The organism is Mycobacterium sp. MUNTM1, assembly GCF_054660795.1.
In genome coordinates this window covers 10,045-29,187 of record NZ_BAAGDE010000019.1, presented here as the reverse complement: position 1 = coordinate 29,187, position 19,143 = coordinate 10,045, and the positions used below count along the sequence as shown (strand labels likewise).

Below are 19,143 nucleotides of genomic sequence, written 5' to 3'. Positions count from 1 at the left end.
CCGATGAACGCACCAAACCCCTTCGACTTCAGCGACTTCGGGCCGGGCAAGCAGGCGCCGCCCGGTGGCGGCCAGGCGCCGGTGCAGCAGGGTGGGGGTTTTTCGGGCGGATTCGATCCCTGGGCCAACCAACCACCTGCGCCGGGGCGGTCGGATGCTTTTCAGGGCCCACCCGCGTTCGACCCGACGGGCGGGCGTGACGCGTTCGGCCAACTCACCGCGACTCCCGCGGGCGTCGGGGCGCTGACGACGGCGGGCCCGCCGCTGGCGTGGTTCGCGGTGGCCTTGGCGCTGGCTCTAGCTGGCGTTGCCCTGGCCGGCGTGAGCGCGTTGGGCGGCCCGATGATCGCGGCCGCGGTCGCCGGGTGGCTGCTGGCCGGGCCGCTGGCGATCGGCGCGCTGGCGGTCTTCAGCCGGGTCGACACCAGGCGGCGCACCGAGGCCATCTATTCGGCGCCCACCTGGACGTCGACGCTGTATTGGGTGGTGCTGGCCGTCTGCCTGGTCGGGATCGCGGTGGGGGCCTGGCAGATCGCGCTGTGGGCGGGGACGTTGTAGTGGCCCATCCTGTGCGAATACCTCGCGGCCGCAACGGCGTTGCGGCACTGGCGCGCGTGGTCGCGGCCGCCTTCCTGGTCGTGGTGCTCAACGCGGTCGGCTGGGCGCCCGTCGCGTCGGCGAGCGGCTCGCCGGGCGCAAGCCGCTTCGGTGCCTGCCTGGCCTCGCAGAAGGCCGGCGATCTGCTGCTGTTGTTCGACGAGTCGAGCAGCCTGCAGGAGACCGACCCGCAGGCGGCGCGAGTGCAGGCCGCCCGTTACCTGGTGCAGACGTTGGGCAAGTACGCCGACCGGGTGAGCGCAAAGCTCGACGTCGCGGTGGCCGGGTTCTCCGACACCTATGTCCCCGAACATGATTGGACCCAGCTCACCGGCTCGACCGCCGACGGCGTCGGCGCGTCGCTGGATCCCATCGCCAAGAAGAACACCGGCATCGACACCGATTACTGGCTGGCCCTCGACGGCGCCCGGCAGGCGCTCACCAAGCACAGCGGGGCAGCCGACAAGGGTCAGCGCTGTCAGGCCATCGCCTGGTTTTCCGACGGCATGATCGACTTCACCGCCCGTCCGGTCACCAAGCCGTACGCCGACGGGGTCCCGCTGGACTCACCGAACGGAATCCCCGACACCACCCAGAAGGCCGTGCAATCGATCTGCCGCCCCAGCGGCCTAGCCGACCAGCTGCGGTCGAGCAACATCATCATGCTGGGAATCGGCTTGGGTGCCAAGCAGACTCCCGGTGACTTCAACGTGATGTCGGCGATCAGCACCGGCAAGGGGCTGCAGGGCATGGCATGCGGCGCCATCACGGATCCGGTGCCCGGCGACTTCTTTCCCGTCGCCAACATCGACGACATGCTGTTCGCCTTCGACGCCCTCAACCCCGATCCCGGCGTGACCGACCAGGGCGGGGTATGCCAGATCAAGGTGTGCCCGGAGGCGCGGCATAATTTCGTGCTGGACAGGTCCATCAAAGAGGTCAACATCCTGGGCTCGGGCGGCGTGCCCGGCGTCGAACCCTACCTCGTCTCGCCGACCGGGCAGACCCTGCCGCTGCCCAAGAAGGACGGCGCCCAGAACGTCAACGTCGACGGCGTGGCGGTGAACTATCAATGGCAATCCGAGTCGGCGCAGACGATCTCGCTGCAGAACAGCAACGCCCCGCACTGGACCGGGCAGTGGGCGATCGTCTACGTCGACACCACCGGCCAGCACCCGGACGCGGTGTCCAAGGTCAGCATCCACATCACCACCGACATCTTCCCGGCGCTGACGGGTGGCGACAAGGTCGCCTGGCACAGCGGCCAGACACTCAAGGGCCTGGTCTTCGGTTTGGTTGACGGCCAAGGCAAGCCGATGGTCCCGGCCGACCTGGCCGGCTCGGCCACCATGTCGGCGTCCCTGGGTCCCGATGGCGCCGCGCCGATTCCGCTGCTGACGGCGGCGGGCAAGGATGACATCGCCAAACCCGTCGACGCCGACCTGACCAAAGTCGCGCCAGGACACGCGACGTTGCGGATGTCGCTGGTGATCACCACCGCGAACACCACCGATCAGAACGGCGGACCCATCGCCGGGACCCAATTGTCGCCGCAGGAAGTCGATGTGCCGGTGCAGATTCTGCCGAAGGTCGGCCTGCCCACCCCGGGTGAACGCATTGACTTCGGCACCGTCGAGGGGGCCAAGGGAGCGACCGCGACGCTGAACATCACCGGACCGGGCTGCGCCTGGATCAGCGACACCGATTCCGCGACGGTGTCGGGCGCTCCCGACGGCATCGGCTCGCCGCATGTCGGTTCGCCGATGAATTCCGGCCAGCACTGCCTGAAGGTGCAGGCAGGGGGGAGCTCCCAATTGTCGGTCACCCTGCGCACCGATCACAACGGCCACGGCGGGCTCAATGGCACTGTGCCCGTGCATGTTTCGACGCTGGACAATCCGGATGACGCGCAGACCGTGCCGGTGGCCTTCACGGCGTCCATGATCAACCCGCTCAACACCACCAACTTCATCCTGGTGCTCATCGCCGCGCTGCTGCTGGGTCCCGGGATTCCGTTGGCACTGCTGTACGCGTCGAAGTGGTGGGTCAGCAAGATCCCCGACAATCCGCTGCTGGCCGAACGCATTCCGGTGGAGGTCGAGCACGACGCGGTGCTGCGCGGCGGTGAACCGTTCGCGATGGCCGACGCCGACCTGGTGCAACCGGTGACCGGGCTGCCGCCCGGCGGCGCCCGTCAGCTGTCGGTGGCCGGGGTGAACCTGTCAGTTGTGCTGGGGCGCAGCCCGTTCGGCTCCGGCCATGTGGTCGTCAACGCCGATGCAATGGTCAGCGTCGGGTCGAAGCTGCCCGGATCGGACAAGACCGGCCTGCGGGCGGTGTTGCCACTGGCGGTGCACAACACCTGGGTGCTGCTGCACAACCCCTACGGGCCGGAGAATTTTGCGGAGGTGCTGCTGTTGGTGGCCGGGACCACCGATACCACCGCGCGCGAGCGGCTCTACGAGGACATCGCGCAGCGGCTGCCCGACCTGCTGACCGGATTGCGGCTGCGCGCGGTGCAGGCCGGCATGACGGCACCGTTCGCGGCGCCGGGCGAGACGGCCTCCCCGTTCGGTGACACGCCCGCCGGTGTCATGGCCGCCCCGTCCGGAGACGATCCCTTTGGCGGCGGGGATGATTCGCCGTTCTCAGGGGCGCCTTTGGTGACGCCGGCTCCGAGGCCCGCGCCGCCCCCGCTGACGGGACCGGTGCCGCCCGGCTTCAACGACGCCGAGACGCAGGAGCGGCCCATCCCCGAACCGACACCGCGCCAGGACGACACGATGGCCGCGGGCTACCGGTACGACGAAGAACGTGACCAGCGCGATGAGGGTGGGCCGCCCGCGCTCCCGCCGACCGAGGCGACCCAACCCTCCTATCGATTTGACCCAGAACCATTCGACCCGTTCGGAGAGGGCACCTGATGCGACGATTCCTGGTAGTGGGCTGTGGCGGTTCCGGCGGCGCCACGCTGTCCCTGATGATGGACCAACTGCGCTCCGAACTGCACACAGCTGGAATCGAAAAGCTCTTGGCCGGTTGGCAGTTCGTGCACATCGACGTGCCGAGCGCCGCGGAGTCGGGCCCTGAAGGGCTGGCCAACGTCCCCGCCCAGGGCGGCAGCTACGTCGGGTGCGGACCGCAGGGCAGCAGCTACGCCGTTCTCGACGGTGCGCTGTCGCAACGCCTGGCGGCCGAATCGGCGTTGGACACCATCGCCACCTGGGCGCCGCGCAGCCCGCAGGAGGTGTCGATCCCGATCTCGGCCGGCGCGGGGCAGTACCGGGCGATCGGGCGGATGATCACCCTGAGCAAGGCCGCCGAGATCCACGCCCGGTTACAGGCCGCGTGGGACACGCTGTTTCGCGTTGAGACCGTGTCGGAGATGTCGACGGTCGACGTGCCGGGCATGGGTCGCTTCGACCCGAACGAACCACCCCTGGTGTTGGTGGTGTCGTCGATGGCCGGCGGCGCGGGCGCGTCGATGGCGCTGGACGTCTGCCGCCTGCTGACCTTGGTCACCGGCTTGGATCCCCGCTTGATGGGCGTATTCATGGTGACCCCCGACATTTTCGATTCGCTGCCCCAGAGCGCCATCATCGGCGTGCGGGCCAACGCCTTGGCGATGCTCGGCGAGATCGTCGCCAGCCAATCCGGCGCGGCCCGCGAACACGACGTGCGGATCCTGCGCGCGCTGGGCCACCATCACGGTGAGGGAGAACCGATTCCGTTCGCGCGGGTGTTCCCGGTAGGCCGCTACATCGGCGCCGACCGCACCCTGTTCGGTGACGGCTCGCAGTACGCGGTGTACCGCGGACTGGCGCGCGGGCTGGCCGGGCTGATGATGAGCGGCCGGGCCAGCGACCAGTTCGTCGCCTACGACCTGGGCAACACCGCGTCGCCCGTGGGCGATCGCGACCTGCTGGGCTGGGGCATCTCGTCGTGGGATGTGTTGCCCTGGGGCACCTATGGCTTCTCCAGCCTGAGCATGGGCCGCGACCGCTACGCCGAATACGCCGCTCAGCGGCTGGCCCGCAGCTGCGTGGATAAGCTGCTCGACGGGCACATGCAAAAGGGCAATCCCGCGTCGAGCACCGAGCAGTTGGACTCCCTGCTGTCCAGCCAATGGGCCGCGCTCTGCGGCGAATTGGGGTTGCCGCCCAGCGCCGGCGACCAACAGACCCGGGTGAGCCAGCTGGGCCGCTGGATCGGCACCGAGGCCTTCACGGCCGACACCGTCGCGTCCACGGTGAACGGCCTCATCGACCGGCAGCTGCGCAACCACCTGCCCAACCCGGAAGGCGTCGCCGCCGAACAATGGGTGCCGACCATGCGCCAGGCCGTGCACAATCGGCGCGCCGAGCTCACCCGGGCGTGCGCGGATGCGGCCTACGCCATGGCTTTTCAGTGGCACCAGGATTTTGCTAACCGGCTCGAGAAGGTGGTCGGCGCGGCCATCGCGTCGCTGGGATTGCCGTTCGCCCGCGAGGTTGTCGACCAGCTACGCCGGCACATCGAGGACCAACTGACCGCGGGGGTCGCGCAGCTGGGCAACATGGGCCCGCCCGACATCGTGGCGATCTCGCCGCAGGTGGACGCCGGGCTGAAATCGCTGCACGGCGTGATGACCAACACCGACCAGATCGTGGCGGCCGTGGTGGACGGGTTCCGCGCGACGGTGCGTCGTCAGCTGTTCGCCGACGCGGCCGCCCGGATCGCCGACGTGATGCGGGTGCTGGGCGTGGAATTGCTGGTGCCGCTACGTGACCGCCTCAGCGAGGCGATGGTTCAGCTGGAGATCGCGCGCTCGGAGCCGCCGACCGACGTGGGCCTCGCGCGCCTGGCCACCGATCAGTACGCGGCGTGGCCGGCGGACGCCGACGAGCTGGTGCCCAGCCGGTTCGCGGAGGCGAACAACGAAGTACTGCTGATCAATTCGACCGCGTTCAAGGGACGCTACGAGGCGGACCTGCCGAAGGCGGTGGCCGGCGCCAACGCGATGATCCCGCTGCAATCCGCCATCGAAGAGGCGACGACGCGGGTGATCCTCGGGGAGTGGCAGACCACCGGCGGCGTGGCCGCACCCGGCGGGCTGATCGAACGCACCGCCACCTGGGTCACTCGGGCGCTGGGCACCGACCCCGAGACGGGCCGCGCGCGGGTGCCGTCGATCGCGCAGTTCGACATCCACACCCGCCCAGTGGAATTGCTGCGCCGGGCGCGGCTCTACGTCGAGCGGCCGGGGGAGTCGTTCGCCGAATTCTGCAAGGTGTCGCTGCGCGACTACGTGCAGGGCGCCGGGGCGTCGGAGTCGGAGCTGGTGGCGCGCCGCCGCGACATCGCCACCAAGTTCGCCGAGGCGCTCTCGCTGGCGCGGCCGCTGGCCAGCGTCAACGACCAGGCGCTGCAGCGCGTCCACCCCGGCCAACAGACCGAGTACCGCTACAAGTTCTCCGAGATTCCGTTCGCCGGTCAACCGGTCGACCGGGAACTGTTCGAAGTCATCCGGAACAATCCGCGCATCGACCAGGCGACGAGGGACAATTACGGGCGCTCGCTGTCCGATGAGGACAGCGTGACCCGCATCGACATCTTCGGCTCCTACCCCAACTATTCGCCGCTGGCGTTCGACTCGGTGCTCAAGCCCGCCGCCCAGCAGTGGGCGCAGACGGCGGGACCCGGGCGCGGCGCCTTCTGGAAATACCGCCGCTCTCGGCCACTTTCGGCGTCGCTGCCGATGACCGACGAACAACGGCGCACCATGACCGGCGGCTGGTTCGTCGGGCAGTTGCTGGGCCGCATCCAGATCCCCGCGTCACCGTTCACCGAGCCGGTGCGGATCTACGACGCCGACAGCGGGCAGTGGCTGAACTTCCCGAACCCGCTGCTGACGCCGCCGTCGGCGTTCCACGCCCCCTACGACTGGCTGCCCGCGGTGCTGGAATCGATCCTGCTGGCCATCGCGCAGTCGCACGAGCCGCCGGTGATGCGATCGCTGCGGCCCTACAGCGTGCTGCGTGAGCTCTACGACGCGCACTCCCAAGACCCCGCCAGCGGCATCGTCGCGCTGTCGGCGCAGGCACTGTTGCGCGAATTCCTGCAAGGGGTCTCGAGCACACCCGGTGTGCAGTCTCGGGTGCCCGGGGTCGCCGAGGCCCAGACCGCCGACGAGCGCGCCGCCGCGGCCATCGAGTGGTTGACCACCATCCGCGATGTTGCGGCGCAATACCTTCCGGCGGACATGGCAGGCGCCGCACCCGGTGGGGCGTTCACGACCGTGCCGACCCGCACCACCGCGTCGAACACGCCCATGTTCCGCGACCTGGCGCCCGACGTGTACGCGGCCACCGGCGCGCTGATCAACCTGATCCAGCGCGAGGCCGAGGCGCTGGCGGCCGGCGCGGCGGCGGGCGGCCCCGTGCTCGATGGCGGTGCGCCCGTGGTGATTCCCGAGGGCGGGACGTTCTGACCATGGTTGCACCCAGTGACACCGCCCTCACCGTGGTCGTGGCTCCCCACCTGCAAACCGACGAGCTGCTCGGCGTCCTGTGCGACTACTCCGCCGCGGGGTTACTGGGCGTCTTCGTCTGGGTAGACGCCGGCGATGCCCGGGGGCCCGCCACGACGGCGACGATGGTGCGCGGTGGCCGGTCGGAAAGTGTTGTGCTGCAACAGGTGTTGACCGCCAAGCACTACGACCGGGTCCGGGTCGCGGTACTGGTTCCGCTCGACGCTTCGGCCGATCAGCGGGCGCCACTGGCCGCCGAGCAGTTCGTCGAGCAGGTGGTGCGCAGCACCGCCCGGGGAGCCGGGATTACCCTGCTGCGGATGCTGCTCACCAGCGGTCGGGCCGGCGCCAGCCAGCTCAGTTCGTCGGTCGTGGTGGAAGGCTGGCACAACCTGCTGATCGCGCCGGAGGATTCGCCGGCACCCGGATTGGGCGCGGTGCCGTGGGGACACCTCGCCGAGCCGCTCGACCTGGCCCAGCGCGCCGCCCCGGTGGTCGCCGCGGTGGCCGGCCTGTGGGCCGACGTGCAGCAGACCCCCTTCGACAGCGTGGAAATTCTGCCAGGACAGACGCTGCGCGCGGTGCGCGCGTTCTACCGCAGCCTGGACACCGCGGAGGTGGAACGCCGGTTGCGGGCCCGGCTGTTCGATCCGGCCGGACGGTTGCCGCTGCCGCACGGCGGCCAGGTGCCGGTGCTCTACGTCGAGGACGTATCGGCGGCGACCCAGACGATGGCGCGCGCGCTGTGGACCAAACATCGCGACGTGCTGCGCGGGCCGCGAATGGGCGCTGACGATGTTGCCACGCAGGCCATCTCGATCTGGGCGGCGCTGAAGATGTTCCTGCGCTTCATGGGTGGTGCCCTGCGCAACGCGCCGTCGGCGTGGCTGTCGGCGGTCAAGGGATCGGTGTCGGCGGTGTTGGCCTCGACGGTGCAGGGCACCGTGTTCGGCGGCCGCGAATCGGCGTTCTCGGTGGTGACCAGTAGTCAGCTCGCCGACTGGCAGGACCTCGGCCGCAGCGCCGACACGCTGAACGCGGCCATCGGGGGATCGGGCGCCAACGGGCGACTGGCCCAACAGGACCTGAGCCCGCTGTGGACCGACTTCGTCAACGGCGCGCTCACCCTGGCCGACGGCGGCCGCCGCGCGAAGGGACTCGACCCGATCCAAGTGGGTGCCGGTGTCGGTGTCGTGGCCAGCGCCGCCGACGTCGTGCCGAGCCGCGCGGACCGGTTCACCGCCATCCCGACGTCGCTGGCCGCCGTGATCGGCGTCAGCGACCTGGAGCCGGCCGACGTGCTGGGCGCGGCCGATCTGCGCCAGAGACTGCAACGCGCCTACTCCGATCCCGCCGCCGGCGTCGAGGCGCGCGGGGCGTCGACCGAACTGGAACGCTGGCAGCAGCACGTGTCGAAAAGCTATGCGTGGCAGGCCGGATCGATCCTGGCCGACTTCTTGGGGCGGGCCCGCACCGAGGTCGCGCAAATCGCCGAACAGATTCAGCGGGCGGCCAGCGAGATATCGATCGACGAGCGGGTGCGCGCCCGACACCTTGCCATTGGCACCATCCTAGCCACGCTGACCTGGGCGACGTTGGGCGTCCTCGTCGTGCTCGTCGGGCTGGCGGTGACCGGCTTCACCGGCTGGAAATACACGTTGATCACCGGCGGGATACTGCTGGGCCTCTACATTCTGGTGTCGCTGACGTTGTTCCTGTTCGCCCAGCGCGACATGTTCACCCTGATGAATCTGCGCAAATCGCAACAGAATCAGCTTGACATGATGCAGGCGAATCTGCAGACGGCGCTGCACGACGTCAGCCGGCTGTCCACCGCCTACGGCCAGTATTTGTCGTGGTGTCGCGTGCTGGGACCGGTGCTGCGCGCACCGTTCGGACCCGCTCCCACCGGACGGTCGCCGGCGCCACTGATTTCGGATGGCCTGCCCCGCTGCGCCCAGGTCGGCGTGGCCGATCCCGGCGCCGAGCGTGCCGACGATGCGGCGCACGCCATTCAGCGCCGCCTCTACGCGCTCGGGTGGCTGACCAAGCCGTGGCAGGAGATGGTCGCCCACGCCGCGGGCCGGCTGCGGGAGGAGCCCGAAATGCTGTATCGCATGCCGGGTTTCCGGACGTCGTCGGGCCTGGACCAATGGTCGGCGGCGGTGGCGTCCGGGCAAGTGCACGCCACCGGCGCCGAGGCACTGTGGCAGCGCGTCGAGCAGATGTTCGCCGAGGATGAACGTGTGGGCGCAGCGCTGACCGGTGCGGTACTGGCCCCCGCGATGGGACAGCACGTCGCCGCCGAACAGTTCGCCGCCGGTGTCGTCGACCACCGGCCGGGACAGGCTGCTCCCTTCGACGGGTCGGTGTTCACCGACGCGGCGATGACCGCGGGCCGCTGCGCGGTGGCCATCGACACGGCCGCACTCGCCCGTCCCGGCCTGGGTTTTCGCGCCGCGGTGGTGCAGGCCAGCGACGGGCTGGCACCCTACGACTTCACCCTGTTCGAGGTGCCGCTGGCGGCCGCGTCGGGAGTGGAAATGGAGAAGACCGCGGTGATCACCCACACCGAACACCGGGACGCGCCGCCCGGCGGGGATTTGGTGTTCTAGCCATGCCCGATCCGCAACACGCCGGCGACGCCGACGACCCCCGCCTCAACGCCCTGATCGCGTGGCGCCAGCGCCTGATCGACTCCGGGGCGGTATCCAAGGCGGGCTTCAAGGAAACCCACCTGCGCCTGATACTGCGGTCCGGGCGCACCGATGTGGAACAGATTCGGGCGATGCTGCCCGGCTCGGTCGCCGAGTACGCCGAGGAGCTGGCGGCCGTCCTGGCCGAGGTGGAGTCGGAGTCGTCACCGGGCCGCCATCAGCGCTCGACGGCAGCCCTGTCGGCGGTGGAGCCCGCCGGTGCACCGACCGGCACCGCGCCGCTGGCGGAAGGCGCGACGAATGACCAAATACCGCTGAATGCAAGCGATTTCGCGGCGTATACCTTCGGCGAACAGACCGGCCCGCTGGCCGCCGTCACCGTCAGGCCATCGCGCGAGGACCAAGGCGCCGGTGGCTGCGAGCTGACCTGGACCCCGTACCTGCCGGGCGGCGATGCCGTGGTGATCTACCGGCTGGTCGCGCAGGAGGACAACGCGCCGTACTCCCCGGACCGGGCCCGGCTGGTGGCGGCCACCCCGGAGACCACCGCGGCCGACCCGGTGCCCTCGGCCGCGGCGGTGCGCTACTACCAGGTGTGGGTCAACGTCGGCGGCACCCGCGCCGAAGCGCTTGCGGCACAACCGATCAAGCACGCGGAGGGCGTGGCCGTCAGCCCGGTTCGCGATTGTGTGGTTCGGCAGGACAACGGCAAGGTCATCGGCAGCTGGACCGTGCCTTCGGCGGTCAGCACCGTGTTCGTGTCCCGGATGCCGGCCGAGGAGGCCGGCCGCGAGGGACCCCAGCACCGGATCCTGCTGGACCGCGACAACCGCGCCGGATTCGTCGACCCCGACCCTGCGCCGGGGCGGCACTACGTGTATCGGATCCGGGCCGCGGTTCCGGTCAACGGTGTGCTTCGGCTGGCCGCGCCGGTCGACGCCGAAGTCGAAATCGCCGCCGTCCTAACGCCGGTCACCGACCTGATGGTGACGTCGGCGCCGGGGGCCGCGGAGGGCTTCGAACTCACCTGGAAGGCACCCTCGGCCGGCGAGGTGGTGATCTATCGCAGCCAAACCGGCCCGTCCGCCGGCGCCGAGGCCAATGACCTGCCCGAGGCGGCGCTCGAGCAGGTCGGGCTGACCCCGGATCTGCGCCTGACGCAACCGATTACCGAGCAGCCCGGTCCCGACGGACGGCCTCGGTCGGTGATGTCGGGGGTGTCCTGGCCGACGAACTGGAGCCGCGCCTACTTCACCCCGGTCACCGTGCTGGCCGGTCGTGCGTTGCTGGGCAAGACCTTCTGTTCGGTGCGCACCGGTGTCATCCGGGATGTCGAACTGGCCGAATACTGCAACAAGCAGGTTCTCACGTTCGACTGGCCGCAGGGCGCGGCCGTCGTCGTGGTGTATCTGGCGCCCAAGGGCTACGACCCGCGCAACGGGTTGACCGGCACGTCCTACGAAATCACCGTCGAGCAATACGAGAAGTACGGCGGCCTGCAACTGCCCAACGGCAAACTACCGGTCAGCGGGTGTTCGTTGCATCTGGCGCCGGTCGCGTTTTCTGCCGGTCGCCGCGCCATCGGGGCCGTGCGCAGCATCGAATACGCGGGCCTGTTGCGGCTGCAGTACGCGGTGCAGTTGAGCCGCGACCCGGCCGGGCAGCCGTCGCACGCCACCATCTACATGCGGTCCGAATACGAGGTGCCGGGATCGCCGGCATTCGTCTTGGTCAACCACCCCGACCGAATTCCATTGTCGCCCACCGATGGTGAAGCGCTCGACGCGGCGCCGCTGGACGCGCAGGGCGGCCTGGCGGCCACGCCGTCTAAGGAACTGCGGTGGTCGGCCCTGACCACCGCCGGTACCGCCGAGCCGTGGGCCGTCGACCTGCGCGGCCGGCGCGGATGGATCCGATTGTTCGTCAACACGCCCTCGGCGGCGCGGCTGCGCACCATCGCGCTGTTGGATCCGCCGGTGCACAGCCTCCGGTTGAGCGTGGGCGCGCCATGACCCCGCGCTACGGTCAACTCGCCTATACGAGTTTCGACCAGCCGGGCGGCGCGGGCGGATGGCAGGTCAAGCAGACCACCGGTGAGCTGTCGCCCGAGGAAACGCAACGCCTGGCGTCGGGTGTGCGCACCGCGTTTCGGCCCGTCACGCCGCTGCCCGACTATCCGACCCCGGAGCAGTTGGACGCGGCGCCGCGACGGCTGGAGTACCGACGCTGGGCCAGCGACGCCGCGGGCTACTGGCATACCGTTGCCGCCGGCGCCGACAGCACGGGACGCCCGGGCAACGTATTCGCCCACGTATTGCTCGACCGCGCACCGGATTCCGCGCCGCGGCTACGCCCCATCCAGCGATGGGGCTCGCCGGCCTGGTTACGACCGTTCGGCGCGGCGGCCGTCGGGCGCGCCGCCCTGCCCGCCGAACCGCCGGGCGTCGCGCCCGTCGTCACCCGGGAAAGCGCGATCGCCTTCGCGCTGGACACCAGCACCTGGCGGGTCGGCACCCTGCTGGGATTGCTGGACGCGGTCGCGGCCGCCCTCGATGGCGGCGCACCCGTCGCCCTGGGCGCCGTCTCCGTCGACTCGGCCGCACAGTGGATCGGCCTGGTGAGTTTCCTGATGTCACCGGGGACCGCGGCCACCCTGAACTTCAGCACCTTCGACCGCGCCGACCAACTCGGCCCGGCGCAGCACGCCATCCAGCACCTGGCCGCGGTGCCCGTCGGCGACTTGGACATGCTGCCAACCGGTTTCGTTGCCATCGACGAGACCGCGACGCTGTCCCTGGGGGAGTTGGGTGGCGAGCCGCATCGGACCGCATCGGGTCAGGCGATCGCCGTCACCGCCTGGTCGGTGATGGCACAAGAAGTGCTGCTCGATCCGCGGTCGGCGCTCGCGGTGCTCGACGAACTCGACAGTCGCGCCGCGCAAACCGACGATCGAGACCTGCACCCGGCCTGGCCGCTGGCGATCACGATCGCCGCCGACGACGAATTCGCCGCTGCCCATCCCGAAGCGAACGCGATCATCACCGCGCACTCGCCGGCCGGCATCACTTCCGGATCGCCGACCGAACGCCTTGTCGACGAGGCGCTTTCGGCCCTCGTCGGCGATACCACGCCCGACGCCTGGAAGGCCGCCGAACAGAACCTGCCCGGCTTCGCGGGCGAGCACGCGACGCTGACCTACCTGTGCCGCGCCATCGGCGACGACACCTGGCTGGACCAACTGGGCCCGATCCCGTTGAGCGCCAACACCTATCACGGCCGTCCGGTTCCCGAGTCACTGGCCGGCGCGCTGGGTCCGGCGGTGCAGCGGGCCGGCGCCAGCGGTGATCCGCAACGGCTGCTCAAACTGGTCGACCTGTTACTGCGCGCGGGCGTCGACGACGACCGCCTTACTGAGGCCCTCACCGAACGGGTCGCGGCGGTGCTGGCCGACCCGGACACCGGGCCCTCGCTGGCCCGGCGGCTGCCGCACCGGCTCGGCCCCGAAACCCGGATCGCCGCGGCCGCCGCAACCCTGCGCCTGAGTTGCGAGAGCGCCGCACCGATCAGCGACGCCGTGCTGGATTGGTTCGCCGAAGGATCCACCATGCCCCCGCCGGCCGAACTGCTGGGTGCGCGACCGTGGGACGCGACGTGGACCCGGGCGGCGGTGTGTGGCATGCGCGCCGAACGCAACCCCGATGAGGCGGATCCCTTTCCCGAGCTGTGGTGGCACGCGGCCAATGGATCGCCGCGCCGCGATGATCTGGCGGCCCAACATATTTGGGATCCCGCGGAGCTCCTGGTGGCGGGCGGGCCCGCCCTGAGCACGGCCTCGCTGTTGCCGACCCTGCTTGGGGCGCCCGACGGTGAATCGCTGGCCCGGTTGGCCGACGAGATCACCGCAGCGAACAACGATGATCTCGCGGTGGCGTGCGCGGCGTTGCGCATGGTCAGCCCGGCGTCCTGGGTGCAGCGCGGCTACATCAACACCCATCAAAAGGCGTACGCGGGTCTGTGGGATGTTGCGCTGAACGAAATCGGCCCTGGGCGAGTGCATGCCGACTGCGCGGTGCGCGTGGCGGTGCTGGCCGTCCTCGGCCTGATAGCGGGACAACCGCGACCCGTCCTGGCCGCACAACTCGCCGCCGATCCCGCGGTCGCCACAGCGGCCGGCGAGCAGGTGCTGGGGCTGGTGGACAACAACATCGTCACGGCCGCAGACATTGTGGCGGCCAGCCTGTTGCGGACCGACGCCGCAGAGCCGGGCGATGCCGTCGATGGCGTGCTGGGCGCGGCGGCCGCCGCGCTGGCCGCGAGCCGGCAGTTCAGCGACGACGACCAGGAGCGGGTGCTGGCGACGATGATGCGGATGGCCGGCAGCAACGAGGGATCGCCGCCACGGCGGTACCGGAAGCTGGTGAGCACGATGCTGACCCGCCGCGCTGACCAGCGCGCGCCGCTCACGGCCCCGCCTGCACAGATGTGGAGGAACCACTGATGCCGATCTATGCCCTGACCGCACGTAATCAGCGCGCGCACATACCCGTCGGGCCGCTTTCGATCTCTATCAGCGGTGCGGTTCAGGACGCCGCGCTCGACATCCAGGCCGCACAAGGTCAGCCCGTGGTGCGCTCCAGCCCACAGCACGTCGTGTTGCCGTCGCTGACCGGTCCGGTAACCATCGCCGTCCGGCCCGCGTTCACAACGCAATTCGGCGCCGGCACCGTCGTGCACCTGGCGATCGCGCACGATGTGCCGGACGAAGCCGACCCGGTTCAGGTGCTGTTCGATCCGGTGGACGTCAGCGGTGACGGCGCGGTGGTATTCGCCGAGCTGCGTCCGGCCGGCCACCACATCGAAGTAGCGGTCACCGCGGCCGCCGACACGGCGCTGAGCCCACTGGCCGCGGCCGCGCGAACGTCCGCGCGGCGCATCATCGGCCGGGACCGCAAGCTCGCCCACGCCGAACTTGTTGTCGCGCTGAACAGTTCGGCATCGATGCGGCCCTGGTTCGCCGACGGCAGCGCGGCCGCCGCCACCGACGTGGCCGTCGGGGTGGCCGACGCCTTTGGGATTCACGACGTGGCCGCGGTGCTCGTCGGCGCCGACGTCACCAAGGTCCCGGTCGACAGCCATGCCCCCGGGACCGGCCTCGGGCTCGCCGAGGCGGTACGCAAGGTGCAGCCGCGGTGGTCGGCGGGCGCGCGCTGGTCGCGGCTGCGGACCGACATCGCCACCGTGGCCTGTTCGGACTTTCCGGCCAGCGGCGTGCACCGCGGATTCGCGTTGATCACCTTGTCCGATGACCGCCGGGTTTCCGGGCCCAGGCTGCCGGCGCCGCGATCGGGGCAGGACGCCTCGGCCGAACTGCTGGCGCATCCGCAGGTGCTCGACGAGATCACCGCCGGGCTTGTTCGGGCGCTGACATGAGCGCTCCGACAGCGCAGGCGATCTTGACGAAATGTCCACGCTGCTTTGCGCTTCTGGATCCCGACCATCACCTGTGGACGTTGGCGCCGACCAGCGGCGCGCCCCGTTACCACGACGAGGTCGGGTCGGCGTTCCTGGGCGCCAAGGCCGACATCGGGCCGATGTTCCGCTGGGATCGCCCACCCGGGTACAACGGCCCGCCGCCGCCGAACATCGCCGCGCAGGCGCTGCGCGGTCCCGTCCACGAGATCTGCCCCGTCTGCCACTTCACCCTGCCCGACAGGTGGCGCGACGGTCAGGCCTATTGCATCGCGATGGCGGGTGCCCGCGCCACGGGCAAGAGTCTCTACATCGCCGTGCTGGTCCGCCAACTGCAGCTGTTGTGCGAACACCTCGGGTTTGCCATGGCGCCCGCGACGCGCTCGACCGCGGTCGCGTACGCCACCCATTACGAGACACCGCTGTTCGTCCAGCGCGGGCTGATCCCGCCGACGCCCACGATGATGACCCAGACCTCGACCCAGCGCGAGCCGCTGATTTTCAGCCTGGGCACCTGGCACGGGGTGCAGCGGTACCTGGTGCTGCGCGACGTCGCCGGTGAGGACATGGAGTCCGGGAACCTCCACTCACCGCCGTTTCGATTCTTCAGCAACGCCGAGGCCGTGTTCTTCATGTTCGATCCGCTTCGTGTGCAATCGATTCGGGACCAATTGCAGGACCTGCTGCCCCCGCAGATGGTGAGCGGGGGAGACCCGCGCGGCGTGCTCAACAATGTGATGATGGCCATCGGTTCCGGCGAACCACGGCTGGCCGTCATCCTGTCGAAGTTCGACGCCCTGCGGGCGTTGCGCGACGTCGACGGCTCCGAGTGGAGCATGGTGATGTCCAACGCCGGGGCCGCCTATCTCCGCGACCCGTCGGATTCAGTGCTGTACGACGACAACGACGGTCAGTTGCTGCACGAAGAGGTGCGCAGCCTGCTCACCCGACTCAATGCCGGCTCGATCATCGCTGGCGTCGAAAACCCTTCCACGCCACGGCGATTGAGGCACCGGTTCTTTGTCGTCTCCGCCCTCGGCCAGCCACCCAGCGGCCAGCGGCTGCACGCCCGCGGCATCGCCCCGTTCCGCTGTGTCGACCCGGTCCGCTGGGTCACGTCGAGTTTCGGTGTGCTCTAGGATTCCGTGCGGCAGACATGACGATCCCCCCTCAGAATCCGTTCGAGCACAATCCATTTGGTGCCGCCCCGTTCGGGAGCAGCCCCGCCGGGCCTCCGGTGTATACCGCGCCGCCCGTACCAGCGCCGGATCGCCCACCGGTCAATGCCCTGGCGACGTTATCGGTGGTGTTCGCGTTCGTGTTCGCCCCCGTCGGGGCGGTTCTGGGACACCTGGGCCTACGACAGATCCGGCGCACCGGCCAGCGCGGCCGTGACCGCGCTCTGGTCGGGACCGTGCTGTCGTATGCGGTGATCGTTGTCCTGGTCGGTGTTTTGGTGGTGTGGCTGACCCGGCCCGACAGCACGCCCGTCCGCACGGCCGCGCCCACCTCGGTGCCGCCTGCGCAGGTCACCCCGTCCGACTTACCTGGGCTGATACCGAGTCTCGACGACGTGAAGACGATCACCGGCGATCAGGGCCTGACGATCGGCGGAGTAGCGCACCAGCCGCGCTTGGCCTCAGAGACTCTCGACCCACCGGACTGCCGCGGAGCGCTCGACGTGGGCGTGCCGGACGTGTACGACGGCAAGGCGCTGCTCGGCTTCTATGTGGCGATGTACGTCGAGGGGGGCGGCGGCGATACATTCAACACGGTCGCGGTGGGTCCTGGCGTCGCAGCGTATGTCGACGGGGCGGCGGCGCAAATACAACTGACGAAATTTCTGTCAGTGTGGCGGCACTGCAATGGCGCATCGGTCAAAGACACCAAGCCGAACGAACAACCTTTCACAGTTTCGGTGAGCGGGCCGATCGACGCCGGAAACGGTATCAGCACTGTCGAATTGACATCACCGGGTGCGTTGAACGTGCACGCGGTCGCTGCCAAGGCAAACGTGGTCATTGATTTGCTGGTCTCCTACACCGGCAACGGCATCGACCGCGCGCGGCGAGCCGCGGTGGACGTCGCCAACCAGATCCTCAACAAGATTCCGGGCTGAACAATGACGAACCCGCAGGAGCCGTTCGGCCCCAACCCCTTTGGCGCCAACCCTTACGGCGGCCCGCCGTACGGCATGCCGCCGAGGCCTCCGGTCTACACGGCGCCGCCGCCACAGCAGCCGCGCACCAACGTCTTTGCGACGCTGTCGGTGGTGTTCGCGTTCGTCTTCGCCCCCGCCGGTGCGGTGCTGGCCCATCTGGGCCTGGCGCAGATCCGGCGGTCCGGCGAACGGGGCCGTGACCGCGCGCTCGTTGGGCTGATGCTGTCGTATGCGGTCATCACGCTGACGGTGGTGGCCGTGGTGGCGTGGGCGACGCAGGGTGACGACGGCTCGTCGCGAACAGCGTCGCGGACCAGCGCGCCGGTCTCGACCGGCTCCGCACCGCAGTCGTCCATCGTCACGCCCACGGGTCTACCCGGGTTGCTGCCGACCATCGATGACGTCAAGAGGTTCATGGCCAACCCCAATCTCGTTGCCCTGCCGCCGACATTCAAGCCCGGCCCGGATTCCGACAGCGCAACCGTTGACCGTCCCGAATGCTGGCCGGTCATGGGCGGCGGCGCCCCCAACACCGATATGCAGGCCCTCGTCGGGTACTTCGGGTTGGTGCTGATCGACGACCATGACGTACCCGCGATGAAAGAGGCGGGACAGGTGCTGATGGCCTTCCGAGACCCACCGGGTGCGCAGCGGCAGTTGGCGAACCTGGTATCGATCTGGCGCAGATGCGGCGGGTCGACGATGAACATCCTTCCGCCACCGGGCAAGCAGTCGGCGCCGGTCGCGGTGTCGATGGGTGTGCCCTCCGACGCCGGAAACGGGATCACCGCCATGGTCTTGACCGCCCAGGGACCGGTACTGCGGTCGCGCAACGATCGTGCGATCGCCGCCAAAAACAATGTGGTCGTTGACATCAACGTCGTGCTGGTCGACACCGATCGTGGCCAGCAGGCCGCGCTTGACATCGCCAACTACATTCTGGGCAAGATTCCGGGGTGAGCCGATGAGTAATCCCTTTGGTGCCAACCCGTTTCAGCCTAATCCATTCGGTGGAGGACCGCCCGGGCCGCAGCAATCAATGCAACCACCCGCGTCCCCGCCGCGCGATGAGGCCAATGTGTTGGCGACGTTGTCGGTGGTGTTCGCATTCGTGTTCCCGCCAGCGGGATTGATCCTTGGACACTTGGGTTTAGCGCAGATCCGTCGCACCGGACAGCGTGGCCGCGATCGCGCTTTGGTCGGTGTGACTTTGTCGTACGTGTTCATCACGGCGTTGGTGGTCGCGTTGATTGTCCGCGCAACGCTGCCCGAAAGCGCCCCAACCCACGTCGCCGCGACCGCGACTACGACGCCAGCTCGCGTCACCACGACCACCACCAGCACCACCCCGCCGCCGCCGATCGTGGCACCGGCCGATCTGGACGGCCTGCTGGCCAGTCTCGACGACATCAAGAACTTCACGGGGGATCCGGCGATGACCGTTGAAGCGACGTACCGACAACCCACGGTCAATGCTGGAAGAAATAAGATCGACCGACCCGAGTGCTGGGGTGCCTTAGATGTCGGCGAGCCGAAAAACTACGACCCTTCAGCCACCGTCGGCTACTCCGAGGCGGATTTCACTGACTTTCACGATCTATCCAAACAATGGTCCGCCGGGCAGGTGGTGGCATAGGTTGACGAGGCCACCCCGGGCCCGGGCCCCAGGGGCAGGGGGGTATCGGGTTTGGGGGAATTCGGGGGGGGGGCGGTGCAATAGGGCTTGCGGAAAGGCGAGACAGCCGCGGGTG

The 19,143-nt window shown here is 69.4% G+C and carries 11 protein-coding genes; all 11 read left to right on the top strand.

Annotated elements, in window-relative coordinates:
• Nucleotides 1-3 precede the first annotated feature (3 nt).
• The 11 genes from ACYQ8K_RS13115 (at nt 4) to ACYQ8K_RS13065 (ending at nt 19,028) form a co-directional block, all read left to right on the top strand.
• On the top strand, nt 4-558 hold the full coding sequence (locus tag ACYQ8K_RS13115; RefSeq protein ID WP_459969538.1) for a hypothetical protein: 555 nt from the start codon (nt 4-6) through the stop codon (nt 556-558).
• Between the two features lie 11 nt (nt 559-569).
• Nucleotides 570-3,521, top strand: a complete 2,952-nt coding sequence (locus ACYQ8K_RS13110) for a vWA domain-containing protein (protein WP_459969536.1) — start codon at nt 570-572, stop codon at nt 3,519-3,521.
• Nucleotides 3,521-7,066 carry a tubulin-like doman-containing protein gene (locus ACYQ8K_RS13105; protein WP_459969534.1) on the top strand — a complete coding sequence of 1,182 codons (3,546 nt, stop codon included), beginning with the start codon at nt 3,521-3,523 and terminating at the stop codon, nt 7,064-7,066. Before ACYQ8K_RS13110 ends, ACYQ8K_RS13105 begins: the two co-directional genes overlap by 1 nt.
• A 2-nt stretch (nt 7,067-7,068) precedes the next feature.
• Nucleotides 7,069-9,720: a hypothetical protein gene (locus ACYQ8K_RS13100; RefSeq protein ID WP_459969533.1), complete on the top strand. Its 2,652-nt coding sequence runs from the start codon at nt 7,069-7,071 to the stop codon at nt 9,718-9,720.
• A 2-nt stretch (nt 9,721-9,722) separates the two neighbouring features.
• Nucleotides 9,723-11,774, top strand: a complete 2,052-nt coding sequence (locus ACYQ8K_RS13095) for a hypothetical protein (RefSeq protein WP_459969531.1) — start codon at nt 9,723-9,725, stop codon at nt 11,772-11,774.
• A complete protein-coding gene (locus tag ACYQ8K_RS13090; RefSeq protein WP_459969530.1) occupies nt 11,771-14,260 on the top strand; it encodes a GAP1-N2 domain-containing protein in 2,490 nt (829 codons plus the stop codon). The genes ACYQ8K_RS13095 and ACYQ8K_RS13090 overlap by 4 nt, the downstream gene beginning before the upstream one ends.
• Nucleotides 14,260-15,192 (top strand): hypothetical protein, encoded by a 933-nt coding sequence (locus ACYQ8K_RS13085; protein WP_459969529.1) that lies wholly within the window; start codon nt 14,260-14,262, stop codon nt 15,190-15,192. Before ACYQ8K_RS13090 ends, ACYQ8K_RS13085 begins: the two co-directional genes overlap by 1 nt.
• Before the next feature lie 23 nt (nt 15,193-15,215).
• Complete coding sequence (locus ACYQ8K_RS13080) at nt 15,216-16,370, top strand: hypothetical protein (protein WP_459969658.1); 1,155 nt, start codon at nt 15,216-15,218, stop codon at nt 16,368-16,370.
• Between the two features lie 17 nt (nt 16,371-16,387).
• A complete protein-coding gene (locus tag ACYQ8K_RS13075) occupies nt 16,388-17,350 on the top strand; it encodes a sensor domain-containing protein (RefSeq protein ID WP_459969527.1) in 963 nt (320 codons plus the stop codon).
• A gap of 3 nt (nt 17,351-17,353) precedes the next feature.
• On the top strand, nt 17,354-18,352 hold the full coding sequence (locus ACYQ8K_RS13070; RefSeq protein ID WP_459969525.1) for a sensor domain-containing protein: 999 nt from the start codon (nt 17,354-17,356) through the stop codon (nt 18,350-18,352).
• A gap of 130 nt (nt 18,353-18,482) precedes the next feature.
• Nucleotides 18,483-19,028, top strand: a complete 546-nt coding sequence (locus ACYQ8K_RS13065; protein ID WP_459969523.1) for a DUF4190 domain-containing protein — start codon at nt 18,483-18,485, stop codon at nt 19,026-19,028.
• Nucleotides 19,029-19,143: the final 115 nt, after the last annotated feature.

What these genes read in the sequence shown, in the direction of transcription:
- ACYQ8K_RS13115 (WP_459969538.1), top strand. Translation starts at nt 4, where the DNA reads ATGAACGCACCAAACCCCTTCGACTTCAGCGACTTCGGGCCGGGCAAG.
- ACYQ8K_RS13105 (WP_459969534.1), top strand. Translation starts at nt 3,521, where the DNA reads ATGCGACGATTCCTGGTAGTGGGCTGTGGCGGTTCCGGCGGCGCCACG.
- ACYQ8K_RS13100 (WP_459969533.1), top strand. Translation starts at nt 7,069, where the DNA reads ATGGTTGCACCCAGTGACACCGCCCTCACCGTGGTCGTGGCTCCCCAC.
- ACYQ8K_RS13095 (WP_459969531.1), top strand. Translation starts at nt 9,723, where the DNA reads ATGCCCGATCCGCAACACGCCGGCGACGCCGACGACCCCCGCCTCAAC.
- ACYQ8K_RS13090 (WP_459969530.1), top strand. Translation starts at nt 11,771, where the DNA reads ATGACCCCGCGCTACGGTCAACTCGCCTATACGAGTTTCGACCAGCCG.
- ACYQ8K_RS13085 (WP_459969529.1), top strand. Translation starts at nt 14,260, where the DNA reads ATGCCGATCTATGCCCTGACCGCACGTAATCAGCGCGCGCACATACCC.
- ACYQ8K_RS13075 (WP_459969527.1), top strand. Translation starts at nt 16,388, where the DNA reads ATGACGATCCCCCCTCAGAATCCGTTCGAGCACAATCCATTTGGTGCC.
- ACYQ8K_RS13070 (WP_459969525.1), top strand. Translation starts at nt 17,354, where the DNA reads ATGACGAACCCGCAGGAGCCGTTCGGCCCCAACCCCTTTGGCGCCAAC.